Source organism: Rothia sp. HMSC078H08 (genome assembly GCF_001808955.1).
Classification (GTDB): domain Bacteria; phylum Actinomycetota; class Actinomycetes; order Actinomycetales; family Micrococcaceae; genus Rothia.
Window position 1 is genome coordinate 71,419 of the sequence record NZ_KV795254.1, and the last position, 18,868, is coordinate 90,286.

At 60.8% G+C, this 18,868-nt stretch carries 17 protein-coding genes; 13 read left to right on the plus strand and 4 right to left on the minus strand.

All coding sequences use genetic code 11. The annotated features are described in order from the left end of the window. Positions 1-6 precede the first annotated feature (6 nt). On the minus strand, positions 7-579 hold the full coding sequence (locus HMPREF2528_RS03900) for a 4-hydroxyphenylpyruvate dioxygenase (RefSeq protein WP_070542574.1): 573 nt from the start codon (positions 577-579) through the stop codon (positions 7-9). Between the two features lie 258 nt (positions 580-837). On the opposite strand from HMPREF2528_RS03900, the gene purN reads away from it, so the two are divergent. The 5 genes from purN to HMPREF2528_RS03925 all read left to right on the plus strand — a co-directional run bounded on the left by purN (position 838) and on the right by HMPREF2528_RS03925 (position 6,758). Then, entirely contained in the window at positions 838-1,434 is a 597-nt protein-coding gene (purN, locus tag HMPREF2528_RS03905) for a phosphoribosylglycinamide formyltransferase (RefSeq protein WP_049362024.1), read from the plus strand. 212 nt (positions 1,435-1,646) lie between these two features. Continuing rightward, the gene (purH, locus tag HMPREF2528_RS03910) at positions 1,647-3,257 is read left to right on the plus strand and encodes a bifunctional phosphoribosylaminoimidazolecarboxamide formyltransferase/IMP cyclohydrolase (RefSeq protein ID WP_012904095.1); all 1,611 of its coding nucleotides are present in this window, start codon (positions 1,647-1,649) and stop codon (positions 3,255-3,257) included. Positions 3,258-3,525: 268 nt separating this feature from the next. Further along, entirely contained in the window at positions 3,526-4,107 is a 582-nt protein-coding gene (locus tag HMPREF2528_RS03915; RefSeq protein WP_049341495.1) for a TetR/AcrR family transcriptional regulator, read from the plus strand. A gap of 291 nt (positions 4,108-4,398) precedes the next feature. Beyond that, entirely contained in the window at positions 4,399-5,673 is a 1,275-nt protein-coding gene (gene glyA, locus HMPREF2528_RS03920) for a serine hydroxymethyltransferase (protein ID WP_070542577.1), read from the plus strand. Positions 5,674-5,879: 206 nt separating this feature from the next. Continuing rightward, on the plus strand, positions 5,880-6,758 hold the full coding sequence (locus tag HMPREF2528_RS03925; RefSeq protein ID WP_005508973.1) for a bifunctional methylenetetrahydrofolate dehydrogenase/methenyltetrahydrofolate cyclohydrolase: 879 nt from the start codon (positions 5,880-5,882) through the stop codon (positions 6,756-6,758). Between the two features lie 104 nt (positions 6,759-6,862). Here the strand turns inward: HMPREF2528_RS03925 and HMPREF2528_RS03930 are convergent, their stop codons facing one another. Then, entirely contained in the window at positions 6,863-7,696 is an 834-nt protein-coding gene (locus HMPREF2528_RS03930; protein WP_070542580.1) for a GntR family transcriptional regulator, read from the minus strand. Positions 7,697-7,776: 80 nt separating this feature from the next. On the opposite strand from HMPREF2528_RS03930, the gene HMPREF2528_RS03935 reads away from it, so the two are divergent. The 3 genes from HMPREF2528_RS03935 (at position 7,777) to HMPREF2528_RS03945 (ending at position 10,433) form a co-directional block, all read left to right on the plus strand. Further along, a complete protein-coding gene (locus HMPREF2528_RS03935) occupies positions 7,777-8,652 on the plus strand; it encodes an exodeoxyribonuclease III (RefSeq protein WP_005506814.1) in 876 nt (291 codons plus the stop codon). 86 nt (positions 8,653-8,738) lie between these two features. Continuing rightward, positions 8,739-9,803, plus strand: a complete 1,065-nt coding sequence (gene trpS / locus HMPREF2528_RS03940) for a tryptophan--tRNA ligase (RefSeq protein WP_070542584.1) — start codon at positions 8,739-8,741, stop codon at positions 9,801-9,803. A gap of 51 nt (positions 9,804-9,854) precedes the next feature. Next, on the plus strand, positions 9,855-10,433 hold the full coding sequence (locus HMPREF2528_RS03945; RefSeq protein ID WP_049359268.1) for a 2'-5' RNA ligase family protein: 579 nt from the start codon (positions 9,855-9,857) through the stop codon (positions 10,431-10,433). A 104-nt stretch (positions 10,434-10,537) separates the two neighbouring features. Here HMPREF2528_RS03945 and HMPREF2528_RS03950 read toward each other — a convergent pair whose 3' ends face one another. Next, a complete protein-coding gene (locus HMPREF2528_RS03950) occupies positions 10,538-11,941 on the minus strand; it encodes a hypothetical protein (RefSeq protein ID WP_246823875.1) in 1,404 nt (467 codons plus the stop codon). Between the two features lie 299 nt (positions 11,942-12,240). After that, complete coding sequence (locus tag HMPREF2528_RS03955) at positions 12,241-13,350, minus strand: mannose-1-phosphate guanylyltransferase (protein WP_012904083.1); 1,110 nt, start codon at positions 13,348-13,350, stop codon at positions 12,241-12,243. 348 nt (positions 13,351-13,698) lie between these two features. On the opposite strand from HMPREF2528_RS03955, the gene sdhC reads away from it, so the two are divergent. The 5 genes from sdhC to HMPREF2528_RS03980 all read left to right on the plus strand — a co-directional run bounded on the left by sdhC (position 13,699) and on the right by HMPREF2528_RS03980 (position 18,744). Further along, positions 13,699-14,157, plus strand: a complete 459-nt coding sequence (gene sdhC / locus HMPREF2528_RS03960; protein WP_005508964.1) for a succinate dehydrogenase, cytochrome b556 subunit — start codon at positions 13,699-13,701, stop codon at positions 14,155-14,157. A 3-nt stretch (positions 14,158-14,160) separates the two neighbouring features. After that, on the plus strand, positions 14,161-14,646 hold the full coding sequence (locus tag HMPREF2528_RS03965; RefSeq protein ID WP_070542591.1) for a succinate dehydrogenase hydrophobic membrane anchor subunit: 486 nt from the start codon (positions 14,161-14,163) through the stop codon (positions 14,644-14,646). A 51-nt stretch (positions 14,647-14,697) separates the two neighbouring features. Continuing rightward, on the plus strand, positions 14,698-16,461 hold the full coding sequence (sdhA, locus tag HMPREF2528_RS03970) for a succinate dehydrogenase flavoprotein subunit (protein ID WP_070542594.1): 1,764 nt from the start codon (positions 14,698-14,700) through the stop codon (positions 16,459-16,461). Position 16,462: 1 nt separating this feature from the next. Beyond that, a complete protein-coding gene (locus HMPREF2528_RS03975; RefSeq protein ID WP_005506828.1) occupies positions 16,463-17,251 on the plus strand; it encodes a succinate dehydrogenase iron-sulfur subunit in 789 nt (262 codons plus the stop codon). Positions 17,252-17,493: 242 nt separating this feature from the next. Beyond that, positions 17,494-18,744 (plus strand): amidohydrolase, encoded by a 1,251-nt coding sequence (locus HMPREF2528_RS03980; RefSeq protein WP_070542598.1) that lies wholly within the window; start codon positions 17,494-17,496, stop codon positions 18,742-18,744. Positions 18,745-18,868: the final 124 nt, after the last annotated feature.

Below are 18,868 nucleotides of genomic sequence, written 5' to 3' on the forward strand. Positions count from 1 at the left end.
GCATTCTTAGCGAGGGGAAGAAGAGCTGGACGCGCCGGTGAGCTTGTCCATCGTGCCCTGGAACTTCTCGTCGCAGGTGGACATGTCGGTCTGAGTCAGCGCGGAGGCTCGGCACTCACGGTACTCCTGCGCGCCGGGCATGAAGGCGATGCCAATGCCGCCGAGCAGAGTCATGGCGCCGTAGATGATGCTGACGCCCGCGGCAATGTAGAAGAACCAGGGGCCGCGGTAGATTGCGGTGCGCACAATCGCAATAATGCTCAAGGTGATGCCGGCGAGCGCGAAGAGGAAGAGCGCCAAGAAGAGCGGCATCGTGGAGAGCACGAAGGAGGACGCCGCAAAAATCACCAGCGCGGCAACGATCAGCATGAGCGAGGTGCGAATATTCGCTTTCTGCTGTTCGACGGGGTCGATGGGCTTGCGCGGCTTCTTGCCCTGAGGTCCCCGAGGCTGCGGCATCATGTTCTGCGGTGCCTGCTGCGGCGCTCGCGGCGGAACCTGCTGGTTCTGCGGTGCACCGTTGCTCGGGGTGGGCTGCTGCGGGGTGTCGTTCGGAGTGTTCTGCGGGGGAGTAGACATACCTATAAGGGTACCGTCCCGTGCGCCCGCGACCTATTGAGTATGCGGCCTATTGAGTTCGTGACCCGTTGAGTTTGCGCCCAGCAAACCCCGGTGAACCCCCATGAACCCCCATGAACTCCAGTGAACCCCGGTGAGGATTTGTCCCGCCGGGGTTTCTTTGTGCTCACCTTTGGCCTTTGGGTGCGTTGTGAACCTCTTACCCCCTTTGGATAAGGGTGTGAGACGGGTTATACTAGTCGGGTGCGAATTGTGGTTATGGTATCCGGCTCCGGAACGAATCTTCAGTCCATCCTCGACGCTGTAGCAGCGGGCGAGCTTCCCCTCGACATTGCGGCAGTGGGCGCCGACAAGCCCTGTCTGGGCATTGAACGTGCCCAGGCGGTGGGTGTACCCACCTTCCTGGTTCAGCCCGGCGACTACGCCGACCGCTCCTCCTGGAACCGCGCGCTGGAAGAAAAGATCGCTTCCTACGACCCCGATTACATTGTGTTCGCCGGCTTCATGCGCATTGTTGACGCGCAGCTGGTCGAGCGTTTCAGCAACCGCATTATTAACACCCACCCCGCCCTGCTGCCCTCCTTCCCGGGTGCGCACGGCGTGCGTGACGCCCTGGCGCACGGTGTGAAGATTACCGGCCTGACCGTCCACTTTGTGGATGCGGGCGTTGACACCGGCCCCATCCTCGCCCAGGCGGCAGTGCCCGTTCTGGACGACGATACCGAAGAGACCCTGCACGAACGCATTAAGGTGCAGGAGCGCCGCCTGCTCGTGCAGACCATCGCATCTCTCGCTGAATCCCACGGTGCTGCATCTGACGGCGCTGAATCCCGCGGCGCTGCATCTGACAGCTAATTCCGCCCACTAAATTTTTTGCGGCGGAATGAGCCGAGCTCAAACCCCGCCGCCCACACACGTTCCGTTGTGGCACCCGAGTACCCCTGAGGGGAAGGTGCACAGCGGCGGGGAATACCCCCACACATATCCTGTCTATCCGGGCAGGCTACGTCCATCCACCAGCTGTGCCGTCGAGAACCGGCGCGCACGTCTAAAGCATCGGAGTATTTGTGTCTCTCATTGAGCTCGATCGCGTGCCCCTGCGCCGCGCCCTCATTTCCGTCTACGACAAGACCGGTCTGGAGGAGTTCGCCCGCGGCCTGCACGAGGCTGGCGTCGCGCTGGTCTCCACCGGCTCCACCGCATCCACCATCGCGGCAGCAGGCGTACCCGTCACCGAGGTCACCGAAGTTACCGGTTTCCCCGAGTGCCTCGAAGGGCGCGTGAAGACCCTGCACCCGCGCATCCACGCCGGTATTCTGGCGGACCGCCGCAAGCAGGAGCACATCGACACCCTCGAAGAGCTGGACGTTGAGGCATTCGACCTGGTGGTTGTGAACCTGTACCCCTTCGTTGAGACCGTTGCCTCCGGTGCCGATCAGGACGCCATCATCGAGAAGATCGACATTGGTGGCCCCTCCATGGTTCGCGCTGCCGCGAAGAACCACGACGCCGTCGCTATTGTTGTGGACCCCGCCGACTACGCGCGCACCGTTGAGGCCGCTAAGAACGGTGGCTTCTCCCTGGACGAGCGCCGCCGCCTTGCTGCCGGCGCATTCGCCCACACCGCCGCATACGACACCGCTGTGGCCACCTGGACTGCATCCCAGTTCCTGCAGGATGAGGACGCTAACTTCTGGCCCCCGTACGCTGGCCTGGGCTTCGAGCGCAGCGAGACCCTGCGTTACGGCGAGAACCCGCACCAGCGTGCCGCCCTGTACGTTGACCCCGCCGCTGCCCCCGGCATTGCTCAGGCGGAGCAGCTGCACGGTAAGGCGATGAGCTACAACAACTACGTTGATGCTGATGCCGCTCTGCGTGCCGCTTACGACTTCGACGAGCCGGCTGTTGCCGTTATCAAGCACAACAACCCCTGCGGTATTGCTGTGGCAACCCCCGGCGCGGCTGACCCGATTGCGGACGCTCACGCGAAGGCGCACGCTTGCGACCCGCTGTCCGCATACGGTGGCGTGATTGCCGCTAACCGCCCGGTGACCGCCGCTATGGCTCAGACCGTCAAGGGCATCTTCACCGAGGTGATCGTGGCTCCCGGCTTCGAGCCCGAGGCGCTGGAGATCCTGCGTGAGAAGAAGAACCTGCGCCTGCTGGTTCTGCCCGAGAACTTTGCCCGCGAGGCTATCGAGTACCGCCCCATTTCCGGTGGCGCACTCTTCCAGGAGGCTGACCGCCTACAGGCTGAGGGTGACGACCCGAAGAACTGGACCCTGGTTGCCGGTGAGCCGGCTGACGAGGCAACCCTGCGTGACCTCGAGTTCGCGTGGCGTGCACTGCGTTCGCCCAAGTCCAACGCTATTCTGCTTGCCGATAACGGTGCCGCCGTGGGCATCGGCATGGGCCAGGTGAACCGCGTGGATTCCTGCAAGCTTTCGGTGGAGCGCGCGAACACTCTCGGCGGTGAAGGTAACGAGCGTGCCCGCGGTGCGGTTGCCGCATCCGACGCGTTCTTCCCCTTCGCTGACGGCCTGCAGGTGCTGCTGGACGCCGGCGTGCGTGCCGTCGTGCACCCGGGCGGTTCGATCCGCGACGAGGAAGTTATCGAGGCGGCTAAGGCTGCTGGCGTGACCATGTACCTGACCGGTACCCGCCACTTCTTCCACTAAAAATGTGTAGCGGGCTCAGCCTGCGCTGAGCTGCCCGCTGTGAGCGGGGCATTCTAGGGTGAACCTTCTGGTGAGCCTGGGATGCCCCGCTTTTTCATACTCTCCACCTGGGACATTCGTGTTGGAACATCTGCGGTGGAGCATCCGTATTGTGGGCAGTCGTATTTATAGAATTTTTGCTCTATTTTGCGCCGGATTTGCGCATGAGGGCGCGTCAACAGCGACCAGGATGCGCACGGATTGGCTAAAAGTTCGCTAGGATTAGGGTGTGCCTAAAGTCAGCGAAGAATACAAAAAGAACAGGCGTTCTCAGATTGTAGAGACCGCCCGCGAATGCTTCATCAAGCAGGGTTATCAGAAGGCTTCGATGAGCGAGATTATTGCGGCCACTGGCCTGTCTGCTGGAGCGATTTATAACCACTTCTCCTCCAAGGATGAGATTATCCTGGCGGCAGCCCGCATGGACATGGCGCCCTTCGACCGCATCCGCGCCGAACAGCCCTGGGACTACGTGTTCGGGTGCCTGAAGGTGCTGGACACCCCCAAGATTCGCCGTCACCTGCTCGTCACCTGGGGCGAGGCTGTGGCAATGCCGCAGCTGGCGACCGTGGTGTCTGAACAGCTGAGCTACCTGCGCGATCAGTCCCTGGAACGCTACCGCGCCTGGGGTGCCGCTGAGCTGGACTTCACCGAAGAAGAGCTTGAAGAGTGGCTGACCGTTATCGGTGCCGCGGTGCTGTCGGTGCTGACCGGTTACGTGGTGCAGACCCAGCTGGTGGCTGGCGGTAAGAAGGAGAGCGCTCGCGAGGCGTACCTGGAGTACGCTTCCGCTATTCTGCGTCAGGCGTAGGGCGCACAGACCTGCGTAAACTGCCGCCAATAAGCCCGCCGGGGTGTGTTGTGCGCCCCGCGCCGGACTCGCGCAGACACCGTGAAAACTTCATCGTGATGCTTGGTAAAGCCCGTTTTCCTTCTCGAAGGAAAGCGGGCTTTACGGTATTATGAGGTGTAGCTCATATTTTTTTCATTCGGGGTTTTCAGTTGGAGGCGCCCGCCGCCTCCTGAAGAACGCCCGGCATACGCCGCGGAAACCCCGATGATGAGCGACCGAAGATAACGCAAAAACACTCCCAGGAGCGTAATGTCCGAGCAGAAGATCCTCGAGATGCCCCTCGCCGACCTCGACCCCGAGGTTGCAGAAGCCATTGAGCTGGAGCGCAAGCGCCAGCAGAACACCCTCGAGATGATTGCATCCGAGAACTTCGTCCCCCGTGCCGTCCTCGAAAGCCAGGGCTCGGTGCTGACCAACAAGTACGCTGAGGGTTACCCCGGCCGCCGCTACTACGGCGGTTGCGAATTCGTTGACATCGTTGAGTCCCTCGCTATTTCCCGCGTGAAGGAACTCTTCGGCGCTGAGCACGCAAACGTTCAGCCCCACTCCGGCGCGCAGGCGAACAACGCCGTCATGCATGCACTGCTGAACCCCGGCGACACCATCATGGGTCTGTCCCTGGCACACGGCGGCCACCTGACTCACGGCATGAAGCTGAACGTCTCCGGCAAGCTGTACAACGTTGTCGCCTACAGCGTGGACGAGAACGGCCGCGTTGACATGGAGCAGGTGCGTGAACTGGCGCTGGCTGAGAGCCCCAAGCTGATTATCGCCGGCTGGTCCGCGTACCCCCGTCAGTTGGACTTCGCTGCGTTCCGCGCGATCGCTGACGAAATCGGCGCGTACCTGTGGGTGGACATGGCCCACTTCGCGGGCCTGGTGGCTGCGGGTCTGCACCCGAACCCCGTCCCGCACGCACACGTGGTCTCCTCCACCGTACACAAGACTCTGGGCGGTCCCCGCTCCGGCTTCATCCTCTGCACCGAGGAGCTGAAGAAGAAGATTGACTCCGCAGTGTTCCCCGGCCAGCAGGGTGGCCCGCTCATGCACGTGATTGCCGCGAAGGCTACCGCGTTCAAGGTCGCCGCATCTGACGCGTTCAAGGACCGCCAGAAGCGCACCGTTGAGGGCGCACAGATCCTGGCGAACCGCCTGCTGCAGCAGGATGTGAAGGACGCCGGCGTTTCCATCGCATCCGGCGGTACTGACGTTCACCTGGTGCTTGTTGACCTGCGCAACCACGCCCTCAACGGCAAGGAAGCAGAAGACCTGCTGCACGATGCCGGTATTACTGTCAACCGTAACGCTGTGCCGAACGACCCCCGCCCGCCGATGGTGACCTCCGGTCTGCGTATCGGTACCCCTGCTCTGGCGACCCGCGGCTTCGACGCCGAGGGCTTCACCGAGGTTGCCGACATTATCGCTTCCGTACTGCTGCCGAACCCGGACATCGCTGCGCTGCGTGCCCGCGTTGAGGCACTGTGCGCCAAGTACCCCCTCTACCAGGGCAGCGAGAACTGGTAGACCCATGAATGACCCCGTTCGCTCAACATCCCTTCGTGGGTGCTGAGCGGGCGGGGTTATTTCGCCCTCTTACTTTTTGCCTCTCTACCCGCTACATCCGTTGAGGGACGTAGCGGGGGAGTGGCGCCTCTAGGCACACACCCTAGAACTCAACACACAGACCATTCGTTTCGGCGAACCCGCCGCAATCTATGGAAGGAAAAACAATGCCCCAGATTCTAGACGGTAACGCAACCGCCGCAGCCATCAAGGAAGAGCTGAAGGAGCGCGTCGAGGCGCTCAAGGCTAAGGGTATTACCCCCGGCCTGGGTACCGTGCTGGTCGGTGACGACCCCGCATCCCGCTCGTACGTGGGCGCTAAGCACCGCGACTGCGCAGAGATCGGTATTAACTCCATCCGTGTGGACCTGCCCGGTGACATCACTCAGGAAGAGCTCGACGCAGAGATCGACAAGCTGAACAACGACCCGGCGTGCACCAGCTACATTGTGCAGCTGCCCCTGCCCAAGCACCTGGACACCAACCGCGTGCTGGAGCGCATCGCCCCCGAGAAGGACGCTGACGGCCTGCACCCGACCAACCTCGGCAAGCTCGTGCTGAACGTTTCTGAGCCGCTGGACTCCCCACTGCCCTGCACCCCCAACGGTGTCATTGAGCTGGTCAAGCGCCACGGCATCGACTGGAACGGCAAGAACGTTGTGGTGCTCGGCCGCGGCATTACCGTGGGCCGCCCGCTGGGTCTGCTGCTGACCCGCCGCGAGGTGAACGCAACCGCAACCCTGGCGCACACCGGTACCGAGAACCTGGACGAGGTGCTGCGCGAGGCTGACGTCATTGTTGCCGCTGTGGGTGTTCCGCACGTGCTGAAGGCTCACCAGGTCAAGGACGGCGCAATCCTGCTGGACGTTGGTGTTTCCCGTGCTGAGGACCCGGAGACCGGCAAGAAGAAGCTATTCGGCGATGTCTCCCCGGAGGCTGCGCAGAAGGCGTCCTGGGTTTCCCCGAACCCCGGCGGTGTGGGCCCGATGACCCGCGCGGAGCTGCTGGTGAACGTGGTTGAGACTGCGGAGCGTCAGGCGGCGTAAGGCTCGCAACATTTCAGGGCTGATAACTCAAAAGGGCGGTGCCCCGGTAGAACAATCTACCGGGGCACCGCCCTTCACACTGTCATCACAAGAAAAGGCAGATGCTAGAGAATCATCTCGTAGAAGTAGGCATCGGCAAGGTACAGGGTCTCTGCGTACTCTACGGGGCTACCTTCTTCGGTGTAGCCGGTCGCGCAGACCTTGAACGCCGCCTCGCCCACGGGAACCTGGTGGTTGAACGCCTCGGCGTCGGCGTCGGTGAAGAGCGCCGCGCTGGTGCGTACGCGGGCGTGCTTAATCGCGTTGGGGGTGTCGGCAAGCTGGTCTAGCGAGCTCATCGCACCGGACATCTCCGCCATCATGGCGTCCAGGATGCTGCTTGCGGCGGCCTTGACAAAGTAGGAACGCTCAAAGCCGATGACTTCGTGGTTGGCAAGACGCAGACGACGCACGAACAGCACCTGCTCACCCACCGGCACGGATAGGTGGGTGGAAATCTCTTCGGTGGCGTCCACCCAGCGGGTCGCAATCATGCGGGTGGAGCCCTCAAAACCGCGGCGGCGCATATCGTCAACGAAGGTGTCCACGCGCGGAATGTAGGTGGCGTCGGTGCGCTCGGCAACGTAGGTGCCGGAGCCCTGCACGTTGTAGAGCAGGCCGCGTTCAATCAGGACCTTCAGGGCGCTACGAACCGTCTGGCGGCTCACCCCAAAGTTCTGCTGAATCATACGTTCGGTGGGCAGCTTATCGCCGGGCTTGCCGGGAATAATGTAGCGCTGCTCAATGTAGTGGATGACCTGCTCGTACTTCGGGCCGGGAATCGGGGGTAGCTCGTAGCGGCTCTCAGTGTTGTGAGCGGTACTTTCGGAGGCGGAGGTGCCCGCAGAATGTGAGGGGGTACCGTGGTCGGTGGTCTGTGAGGAGTGTGAATTCATCACCCAATAGTTTACCGTTCAGCCAGAGAAAAAACGCGCACGAGTGAAAATTTCTCTTCCTTCAAACTGGCATAATTAAGACTATGCATTTTTCTAACACCCCTGCACCGCGCCCGAGCGGTCTGCTTCGCGTGGCGAGCGTGAATGTGAACGGTATCCGAGCCGCCTACAAGAAGGATATGGCGGCGTGGTTGGCGAGCCGTGACATCGACATTCTCTGCCTGCAGGAGGTGCGCGCCCCCGACGCTATCGTGCGTGAGCTGCTGGACGAATCCCAGTGGCATATTCTGCACGCGGAGGCTGCCGCGAAGGGCCGCGCCGGTGTACTGGTGGCGACCCGCCGCACCCCGAACTCGGCCGGTGAAGTCCTGGAGAATCAGCCGGTGGCGACCCGCTCGAATATTGGCGAAGAGTACTTTGACGATTCGGGCCGCTGGGTTGAGGCGGACTACGTTCTGCCCAACGGTAAGACCCTGACCGTGGTCAGCGCCTACGTTCACTCCGGTGAGGTCGGCACCCAGAAGCAGGACGATAAGTACCGCTTCCTGGAGCGCATGCTGGTGCGCATGCCTGAACTGGCAAAGCACTCGGACCACGTGCTCATCGTGGGCGATTTGAACGTGGGCCACACCGAGCTGGACATTAAGAACTGGAAGGCTAACCAGAAGCGTGCCGGCTTCCTGCCGGAGGAACGCGCCTACTTTGACCGCTTCTTCGGCGATATCGGCTACCGCGATGTGGCTCGTGAGCTGGCGGGTCAGGTGCCCGGCCCCTACACCTGGTGGTCTTACCGCGGTAAGGCGTTCGATAATGACGCAGGCTGGCGTATCGACTACCACATGGCGACCCCGGCGCTCGCCGAAAGCGCCGTGGAGGCGGTCGTGGACCGCGCGGCAAGCTACGATGAGCGTTTCAGCGATCATGCGCCGCTCGTGGTTGACTACCGCATCGGTGAGTAAGACGCGGACCCACCTACAGATAAGTTTTTGAAGATGTGCTGCACCGTCCGCAGCACCGCACAGGAAGAACTGCACAGGAAATAACTATGGCAGACGAAAAGAAGCAGGATAAGTCCCTCATCCCTAACGCCTCTCAGCAGAAGGCACGTATCTACTCGGGTGCGCAGCCGTCGGCTGATTCGATGCACCTGGGTAACTACATTGGCGCCGTGAACAACTGGGTGGCGTTGCAGGACGACCCGAATAACGAATGTCTGTTCTTTATCCCGGATATGCACGCCATCACCGTTCCTCAGAACCCCGAGGAGCTGCGTGAGCGTACCCGCCTGACCGCGGCGCAGTATATCGCCTCCGGCATTGACCCGACCCGCACCCCGCTGTTCGTGCAGTCGCACGTGCCCGAGCACGCCCAGCTGGCGTGGGTTCTGAACTGCTTCACCGGCTTCGGCGAGGCCTCCCGTATGACCCAGTTCAAGGACAAGTCCCAGAAGCAGGGCGCCGAGAACGCCTCCGTGGGCCTGTTCACCTACCCGATTCTGATGGCTGCCGACATCCTGCTCTACCAGGTGGACGGCGTGCCCGTGGGCGAGGATCAGCGTCAGCACCTGGAGCTGACCCGTAACCTGGCTCAGCGCTTCAACTCCCGCTTTGGTGAGACCTTTGTGGTGCCCGATCCGGTGATTCTGAAGGAAACCGCTAAGATTTACGACCTGCAGGACCCGACCTCGAAGATGTCCAAGTCTGCGGCATCCGATAAGGGCCTAATCAAGCTTCTGGACACCCCCAAGGTCACCCAGAAGAAGATTAAGTCCGCCGTGACCGATGACGGCTCCGTCATCGCCTACGACCGCGAGGCTAAGCCCGGCGTCTCCAACCTGCTCTCCATCTACTCGGCAATGACCGGCGAGAGCATCGACGAGATCGTGGCACGCTACGAGGGCAAGATGTACGGCCACCTGAAGGTCGACCTTGCCGATATTGTGGTGGAGCGCCTCACCCCGGTGCGTGAGCGTACCCTCGAGCTGATGGACGACCCCGCCGAGCTGGACCGCCTGCTGGCTGTGGGCGCATCCGCTGCCCGCGAGATCGCTACCGTCACCATTGAGAACGTGTACAAGAAGGTTGGCTTCCTGCCTGCCGCCGCAATCTAGCGCGCTGTTCAGCCTGCCCGGCTGAGACGCCGCATTACCTGCACGATTGAGATGACAGCACAAGAGAACTCTTCGAGCCCCACGACGGCTCCTGTATCCCCGACCCTGAAACCCGGTCGCCGCTACCTGAGCGTTATTGCGCACGTGAGCGGTGAGAATGTTCAGCGCCTGGAAGAGTGGAAGCGCGCGGTAGCCGGTGGTGCGGTGGCGCCTATCAGCACCCACGTGACCGTGTACCTGACGGAGCTGAACGAGTCTCTAATGGCTGAGGTGCACTCCCCGCAGTTCCGCGAGGCGCTGGACACGCCGCGTTTTGAGGCGCGCTGGGGTTCGGTACACTCCTTCCGCCCGGTCACCGAGGTGGAGTACCTGAACCTGGAGGCGGGTAGGGCCGAGTTCGAGCAGATTCACCAGAAGCTGGTTGAGCTATTCGGTGCCGGCGCGGCGTCCTTCCCCTATGTGCCGCACGTGACCCTGGGTCACGGGCTCACGGAAGAGCAGGTGGCGAACGCCCGTGAGGTGTTTGATGCTCTGCCCGCCGAGCAGCGCACCTTCACCGTGGATCACCTACACTGCTACTCCTATGACGGGCAGGACTGGGAAGAGATGACGGTTCTGCCGTTGCGTTAGGAGCAGGCGTATCAACCTGGAAAACATAAAGAGAGATGCGACCGATAGGTTATCGGTCGCATCTCTCTTTATGCTTTCACTAGGTTTATCTCAGCGTGAGATCCCTAGTGGGAGTGGCCCTCGTGAGCCTCGCCAGACTCGTGCGCATCAGCGGAAGCCGAGGAGGAAGCAGAGCCGTGCGCTTCAGCGCCGTGTGCCTCAGCCTCAACCGGTGCAGCGTTCGAGGAAGAGACACCCAGAATCTCGTTCGGGGTCTTCGGAAGCTCCACGCTCATCAGCTCCTTCGGCGCTGCCGGGTTCGACAGAGATACCGCAATGAGCTTCTTGGTCGCCGGGTCGGTCACGTAGGCGGTCTTACCGTCCACCCACAGTGCCGGACGCTCATCCTGCCACGTCTCAGACTCGGTCCACGCCTCCATTAGCTGTACGGATCCCAGCTCAGTGCCGGTTGCCGGATCGAAGACGCGCAGCTTACCGTCGGTGGTCAGCAGCAGCGCCTCACCCTGGGGACCGCGAGCCAGCGAACGGAAGGTGTAGCTCACGCCAGAAGGCAGGGAGTAGACGGTGCGAGTTGCCGCAACGGTGTCGATAATGGAGAACTTCTCGGGGCGCTCCAGCTTAGCGTCCTTGTCGGTCTTGTAGTCCGCCAGAACGTACTGGGAGTCAGCCTTACCGGCCTGGTTACCCGAGCGCGAGTACGGGTCCTCGGGGTTGGTGATCTTGGTGAACTTGCCGTCCTTGTAGACCAGCGCGCCGTCGGTGCAGCCGATGGAGAACGCGCCGTCCTTAGCGATGGCTTCACCGTGAACGCCGGGGCAGGCGGGGCTCTCTGTGACGGTCTTGCCCTGCGCATCCACAACAGCGGCGCCGGTGCGGGTCTTCGAGTCGCCGACCGCTACCAGGTACTGGTCATTGGGCAGCGGGATTGCGAAGCCGTGGTGAGGCTTCGGCAGGGTGACGGTGGTGGTCTCCAGGGAGGAGGCGGTGCGCTTGTCGTGGGTCAGCTTCGCCGGGTCGTACACGGCGAAGGAGCCGGTGCCGTCGGCGAATGCCGCGACCTTGCCGTTGTCCTTGATGACGTGACCGGTGTGGTCAGCTGCAAGAGACAGCGAGGACAGCGACGGGGAAGTGGTGTAGTAGTGCGAGTGGTCGCCGTGCGCTACGGACCATACGCCGGTGTCCAGGAAGGTGTAGCTGTTGCCGTCTGCAACGACGAGGTGGCGGTTATCGCCAGCGTCGGAGAGGCGCAGGAAGCCTTCCTTGGGGATGTCTGCGAGCAGCTTCATGTCCTTGGCGTCGTAAACGAGCACGCCGCCGTCGTAGGTGATGGCGACGCGGCTTGCCGCGCCCTTGCCTTCGGTGATAGGGGCGGGGGTTGCGCTCGCGGAGGTGGAGGCGCTGGGGCTGGTCTGGGCGTTCTGGGTGGTCTGGGAGCCGCATGCGGTCAGGGCGAGTGCGGCTACTGCGCCGAGTGCGCCGGCACGGGTGAGGAAAAACTTACGGGTCATGTGCATGTACCAAGATTAACATGAGAATGGTTCTCTATAGTGGTTGATCCTTGGCTCGTATCAGAGTCTGGAAGTGCAATCTGCGCGGGGTGTGTAAGGTATTCTGCCCCTGCCCAGCCGAAGGAAGTGTCCTGTTGTGCCCCCACTAGGTGAAAGCCTTGAATCGACTCGCGAAATGGCTCATCAGGGCATAAAAAACCGGCTCCCTTCCGAAAAGAAGAGAGCCGGTTTCTAGAGGTGTCTTTTGCTCGAGTAGGGTTCAAGCGCCTACTCGGAGCTAAACATTTAGGGCTAAAAACTTAGAGGAGGTTGTTCAGGCCTCGCGCCTTGACCTCACCCACTGCATCCTTGACAGCCTGTGCCTTGGAGCGCGGAGCGACCAACAGGGCGTCGGGGGTGTCCACCACAACGATATCGTCGAGGCCAAGGATAGAGATCTTGCGGTCGGTATTCGCGACAATAATGCCGGAACACCCGTGGTTGATAACGTTATCCTTCTCGCCGAGAATGGTCAGCTCTTCGCCGCTCTTCTCGGTGTTCAGGCGTGCCACAGCGTCGAAGTCTCCCACATCGTCCCAGCTGAAGGAACCGGGAACCATTGCAACGTCGCCCGCTGCCGCAGCGGGCTCAGCCACAGCGTAGTCGATAGCGGTCTTGGGCAGGGTCTCCCAGACGCGGTCCATAACAGCCTCACGCTCGGGGGTGTCCCAAGCGTTAGCAATTTCCATGATGCCCGCGTACAGCTCGGGCTCGTTCGCCTCGAGGTGCTTGAGCATCAGAGCCGCCGGTGCCACGAACATGCCTGCGTTCCAGGTGTACTCACCGGAGTCCAGGTACTTCTGTGCGGTAGCGGCATCGGGCTTCTCCACGAAGGTGTCCACAGCCTGAGCGTTGGGGGCGTCCTCAATACCCAGGGACTCGCTGGCGTGGATGTAGCCAAACGCGCTGGAGGGCTCGGTGGGGGTAATACCGATGGTGACAATCTTGCCGGTTGCCGCGGTGATGACAGCTTCGGTCACCACACGGTGGAATTCATCCACGGGGCTGATCACGTGGTCAGCTGCGAAGGAGCCAATGATGGCGTCCGGTTCGCGGCGGTGGATGATAGCGCAAGCCAGGCCGATAGCTGCAGCCGAATCCTTGGGGGAGGGCTCCAGTACCAGGTCAGCGGCACGCAGTTCAGGAATCTGCTGGGTGACCGCATTGGCGTGCGAAGTACCGGTAACCACCATGACGGAACCATTGCTGAGATCGATGAGACGGTCGTAGGTGTCACGCAACAAGGAATTGCCCGACGAGGTGAGGTCGAGCAGGAACTTCGGGGCGTGCGCGCGGGATAGAGGCCACAAACGCGAGCCAACACCGCCGGCGGGAATAAGCGGGCGGAATCGAGTGAGTGCAGTATTCATCGCTTCAAGAATAGCGGGTCAATTTGTCATATATCGAATTCTTTTAGGGTTTAAACAAAAAGTGTCAGATGGCTCTCATTTAGGCGATGTTTGAGGTTAGGTTAAGGTAAGTCCCGCACAAACACAGGGAAGTAGGCGATATCGCAATAAAAACATGCTCTAATTCCCTTTTAGAACCTGTAAAAAAACCCTAAACAGGGTGTCAGTAAGCTGTGAATTTACCTGATATCTTGGAAGTAACAGACGAACAAAAAGCAGTCGGTGAGCACACAGCTGTGCCTGGAAGCTGGAGCCTAAAAATGCGGTACCAGAACCCAGACGCTCGCCGTCGCAGCAGGAGGTTATTCAGTGTTGAATGGTTCTAAAGGAACCCTCTACCGCGGCCGCTGGGGCATGTGGTCCTGGGTTGCTCATCGCATTACCGGTATCGCGATTTTCTTCTTCCTTCTTGTACACATCCTGGATACTGCCGTCGTGCGTATCTCCCCGGAGGCCTACAACGGTGTACTGAGCCTGTACAAGAACCCCATCATGGGCCTGGGCGAGACCGCCCTTGTCGCCGCCATCGTCTACCACGCGTTCAACGGTATTCGCATTATCCTCATTGACTTCTGGGGTAAGGCAACCAACTCGCACGTGGAGCACATCCAGGCGAAGAACAAGGATGGCAACGTCGAAATCAGCCAGAAGGCAACCTACATGCACATCAAGATTCTCTGGGTTGTGCTTTTCCTCTGGGCAATCACCGTTGCTGGCTTTGCCGCACGTCACCTGCCGATCGTTTTCTCGCACATGGGAGGTCACTAAACTATGGCTACTCCGCTTAAGTCCCGCACCTATGTACCCCGTCTGCGTGACAACCGCATCGACGGTGTGAAGTACAACCGCTCCTCCTCCAAGCGCAACAACTTTGAGATGTTCGCTTGGCTGGGTATGCGCCTGTCCGGCGTTGTACTCGTCGTGCTGATTTTCGGTCACCTGTTCTCCAACCTCATGGTCGGCGACGGCATCCACGCCATCGACTTCGGCTTCGTGGGCGGCAAGTGGGCGAACCCCTTCTGGCAGGTCTGGGATCTGCTGCTGCTCTGGCTGGCTATGCTGCACGGTGCTAACGGTATCCGCGTCATCATCGATGACTACGCTGAGAAGGACCGCCTGCGTATTTGGCTGAAGGTCATCCTCTTCGCAGCATGCGCATTCGTCCTGCTGGTTGGTACCCTCACCATCTTCGCATTCGACCCCTGCCCCTCGGGCGCAGCGGCTAATCTGCTTCCCAGCTTCTGCTCGGCACGCTAACGGCGACGTATCCGAGACAAACGAAAACATCTAAAACACAGAAAGAACATCATGCAGGTACATAAGTACGATGTAGTGATCGTCGGTGCCGGTGGCGCAGGTATGCGTGCCGCCATTGAGGCCGGCCAGCGAGTTCGCACCGCGGTACTGACCAAGCTATACCCCACCCGCTCCCACACCGGCGCAGCACAGGGTGGCATGTGCGCCGCTCTGGCTAACGTTGAAGAGGACAACTGGGAGTGGCACACCTTTGACACCGTCAAGGGTGGCGACTACCTGGTTGACCAGGACGCAGCAGAAATCATGGCTAAGGAAGCTATTGACGCTGTGCTCGACCTGGAAAAGATGGGCCTTCCCTTCAACCGAACCCCCGAAGGCCGCATTGACCAGCGCCGCTTCGGCGGTCACACCCGTGACCACGGTAAGGCTGCTGTGCGCCGCGCGTGCTACGCAGCTGACCGTACCGGCCACATGATTCTGCAGACCCTCTACCAGAACTGCGTTCGCCACAATGTGGAGTTCTACAACGAGTTCTACGTTCTCGACCTGATCCTGGTCAAGGACGAAGAGGGCAAGCCCCGCCCCGCAGGCGTCGTCTCCTACGACCTGGCAACCGGCGAGGTCCACGTCTTCCAGGCTAAGTCCGTGATTTTCGCATCCGGCGGTTGTGGCAAGATCTTCAAGACCACCTCCAACGCACACACCCTCACCGGTGACGGCATGGCTATCGCACTGCGTGCAGGCCTGCCCCTGGAGGACATGGAATTCGTTCAGTTCCACCCGACCGGCCTGGCTGGCCTGGGCATTCTCGTCACCGAGGGTGCTCGTGGTGAAGGCGGTATTCTCCGTAACGCTGACGGTGAGCGCTTCATGGAGCGCTACGCACCCACCATTAAGGACCTCGCACCCCGCGATATCGTGGCACGTGCAATGGCAAACGAGGTGCGCGAAGGCCGCGGCTGCGGTCCCCACAAGGACTACGTGCTGCTGGACCTGACCCACCTGGAGCCCTCGCACATCGACGAGAAGCTGCCGGACATCACCGAGTTCGCTCGTACCTACCTGGCAGTGGAACCGCACCACCAGCCCATCCCGGTGTTCCCCACCGCGCACTACGCAATGGGCGGTATCCCCACCAACAACGAGACCGAGGTCTACCACAACAGCGAAGAGACCATCCCCGGCCTCTACGCAGCTGGTGAGGTTGCTTGTGTGTCCGTCCACGGTGCAAACCGTCTGGGCACCAACTCCCTGCTGGACATCAACGTGTTCGGTAAGCGTGCAGGCCGCAAGGCAGCAGAGTACGCAGCATCCGCTGAGTTCGTACCGGTTCCGGACGACGCAGCAGATCGCGTTCTCAACATGCTCAACGGCATCCTCGAAGGCAAGGGCACCGAGAAGGTCGGCGCTATCCGCGCAGACCTGCAGAAGGCTATGGAAGCTGACATGCAGGTGTTCCGTACCGACGAGACCATCCGCGCAGCACTGGCAACCATCGCTGAATTGGAAGAGCGTTACAAGAACATCTCCATCCAGGACAAGGGCAAGCGCTTCAACCTCGACCTGCTTGAGGCTGTTGAGCTTGGCTTCCTGATTGAGCTGGCAAAGGTCATGTCCGTTGGCGCGCTGCACCGTAAGGAATCCCGTGGTGGTCACTACCGCGAGGACTTCCCCAAGCGTGACGATGTCAACTTCATGAAGCACTCGATGGTCTACCTCGACCCCGAATCCGAGTTTGAGGGTGTCAAGGGCCTGCGATTCGAAACCAAGCCCGTTGTCTACACCCGCTACGAGCCGAAGGAGCGTAAGTACTAAAATGGCTGAAAACGAACTCCCCGAACCGGAATCCGTCAAGCTGTTTGAGGGTATGACCGGCGGCGACTCCGACTCCATCCCCACGTACGATGTGGTCATCAAGATTCGTCGCTACAACCCGGAAGTTTCCTCCGAGGCGTACTGGGATGAATTCCCGCTGACCATGTACCGCACCGACCGCGTGCTGGATGCTCTGCACAAGATCAAGTGGGAAGTAGACGGCTCCGTCTCCTTCCGCCGCTCCTGCGCACACGGCATCTGTGGCTCGGACGCAATGCGCATCAACGGCCGTAACCGCCTGGCTTGCAAGACCCTGCTGAAGGACCTTGACCTGTCCAAGCCGATTACCGTTGAGCCCATCAAGGGTCTGCCCTGCGAGAAGGACCTCATTGTTGACATGGAGCCCTTCTTCCAGGCATACCGCGAAATCATGCCGTTCTTCATCAACGACTCGAACGAGCCTGAGCGTGAGCGCCTGCAGACCATTGAGGACCGTGCACGTTTCGATGACACCACCAAGTGCATCCTCTGTGCAGCATGTACCTCGTCCTGCCCGGTCTTCTGGACCGACGGTCAGTACTTCGGCCCCTCCGCTATCGTGAACGCACACCGCTTCATCTTCGACTCGCGCGATGATGCAGGCGACCTGCGTCTGGAGATCCTCAACGACAAGGAAGGCGTATGGCGTTGCCGTACCACCTTCAACTGCACCGAGGCTTGCCCCCGTGGCATCCAGATCACCAAGGCTATTGCCGAGGTGAAGCAGGCAATCCTGAGCCGCTCGCTCTAATCTGAGTACGCGGTATCAGCTGATACAGCATTGACGATTCAAGCCGTCACCCACACCGGGTGGCGGCTTGAATTGTTTGACAGAAAAGGGCTGAGGGAAATGATGGGGCAGAGCATTTTCGGGGGCTCGGGCGCGCACAAAAACTCTTCACAATCTGTCATAAAGTCATAGATATTCTCGAGGGCTGTCAGAAAGAGGGAACGGGTAGGTAAACCCCGGCGAGCGGCGTTATTCTACTGTGTATGGTTTTTGCTAATTCTCGCTACGATTTGTCCACCCCCGTCTTCGATGACTGGGTGGAGCGCATGATGGGTACCCTCGTGCAGTTCCGCCGCGAAGTGCACGCCAACCCGGAGCTTTCTTTCCGCGAGGTGGTGACCACTGAGCGCCTCATGAATCGACTGCGAGAAGCCGGCATGAACCCCGTTGCTTGCGAAGGTACCGGCTGCTACGTAGATATCGGGAGCGGCCCCTTCGCTGTGGCTCTGCGCGCCGATATTGACGCTCTGCCCATTGTTGAGCAGACCGACCTGCCCTATGCTTCTACCGTGCCCGGCGTGATGCACGCCTGCGGTCACGATATTCACCAGACCGTCATGCTCGGTGTGGCGCTGGCACTGCACGAGCTGAACGAGAAGACCCCGCTGGGCCGTAGCGTCCGCATTCTCTTCCAGCCCGCTGAGGAGCAGCTTCCCGGCGGTGCCGTGCAGATGATTGCTCAGGGTCTGCTCAAGGACATTCCGCGTGCTTTTGCCCTGCACTGCGACCCGAAGGTGGACCTGGGTCAGATTGGTACCCGCATCGGCGCGATTACCAGCGCATCTGACACCATCAAGATTCATCTGAGCGGTCACGGCGGCCATACTTCCCGCCCGCACCTGACCGAGGACCTCATCTACGCCATGAGCCAGATTGCTGTGCAGGTTCCCGCAGTCTTGACCCGCCGTACCGACGTGCGTTCGGGCGTGCTGGTCGCCTGGGGCCAGGTCAGTGCTGGTGTTGCTCCCAACGCTATTCCCGCCGAGGGCTACCTGGCGGGCACCATGCGTTGCCTGGATGTTGAGGTTTGGCGTCAGGCAGGCAACATGCTGGATGAAGTCATCGAGCAGGTTGCCGTACCCTTCGGCGTGACCGCGCGTGTGGAGCACATCCGCGGAGTGCCCCCGGTCGTGAACACCGACCTGGAAACCACCATGCTCGAGAACGCAGCCCGCGCCGAGCTGGGCGAGGACTCCATCGTGCTGGTCGAGCAGTCCATGGGTGGCGAAGACTTCGCGTGGATGCTGCAGGAAGTTCCCGGTTCCATGTTCCGCCTGGGTACCCGTGCCCCCGGCGACCCCACCTATGATCTGCATCAGGGCGATTACGCCCCGAGCGAGCAGGCAATCGGCATTGGTGTGCGCGTCATGGCGGCAACCGCCTTGCGCGCCGTCCGCTTTGAACTGGCGAAGGCTGCGAAGGCTGCGAACCCCATCCGCGATGAGGCACGCTAAAGAGCTTCTCGAAAGCTTATAAGTCAGGCTTGAAAGTACGACTATATAGCCGCATCAAGCCTTGAAAACTGTACAAGTTTCACCCCGTTACCTCTCACCGAGTAGCGGGGTGAAACTCTATGCA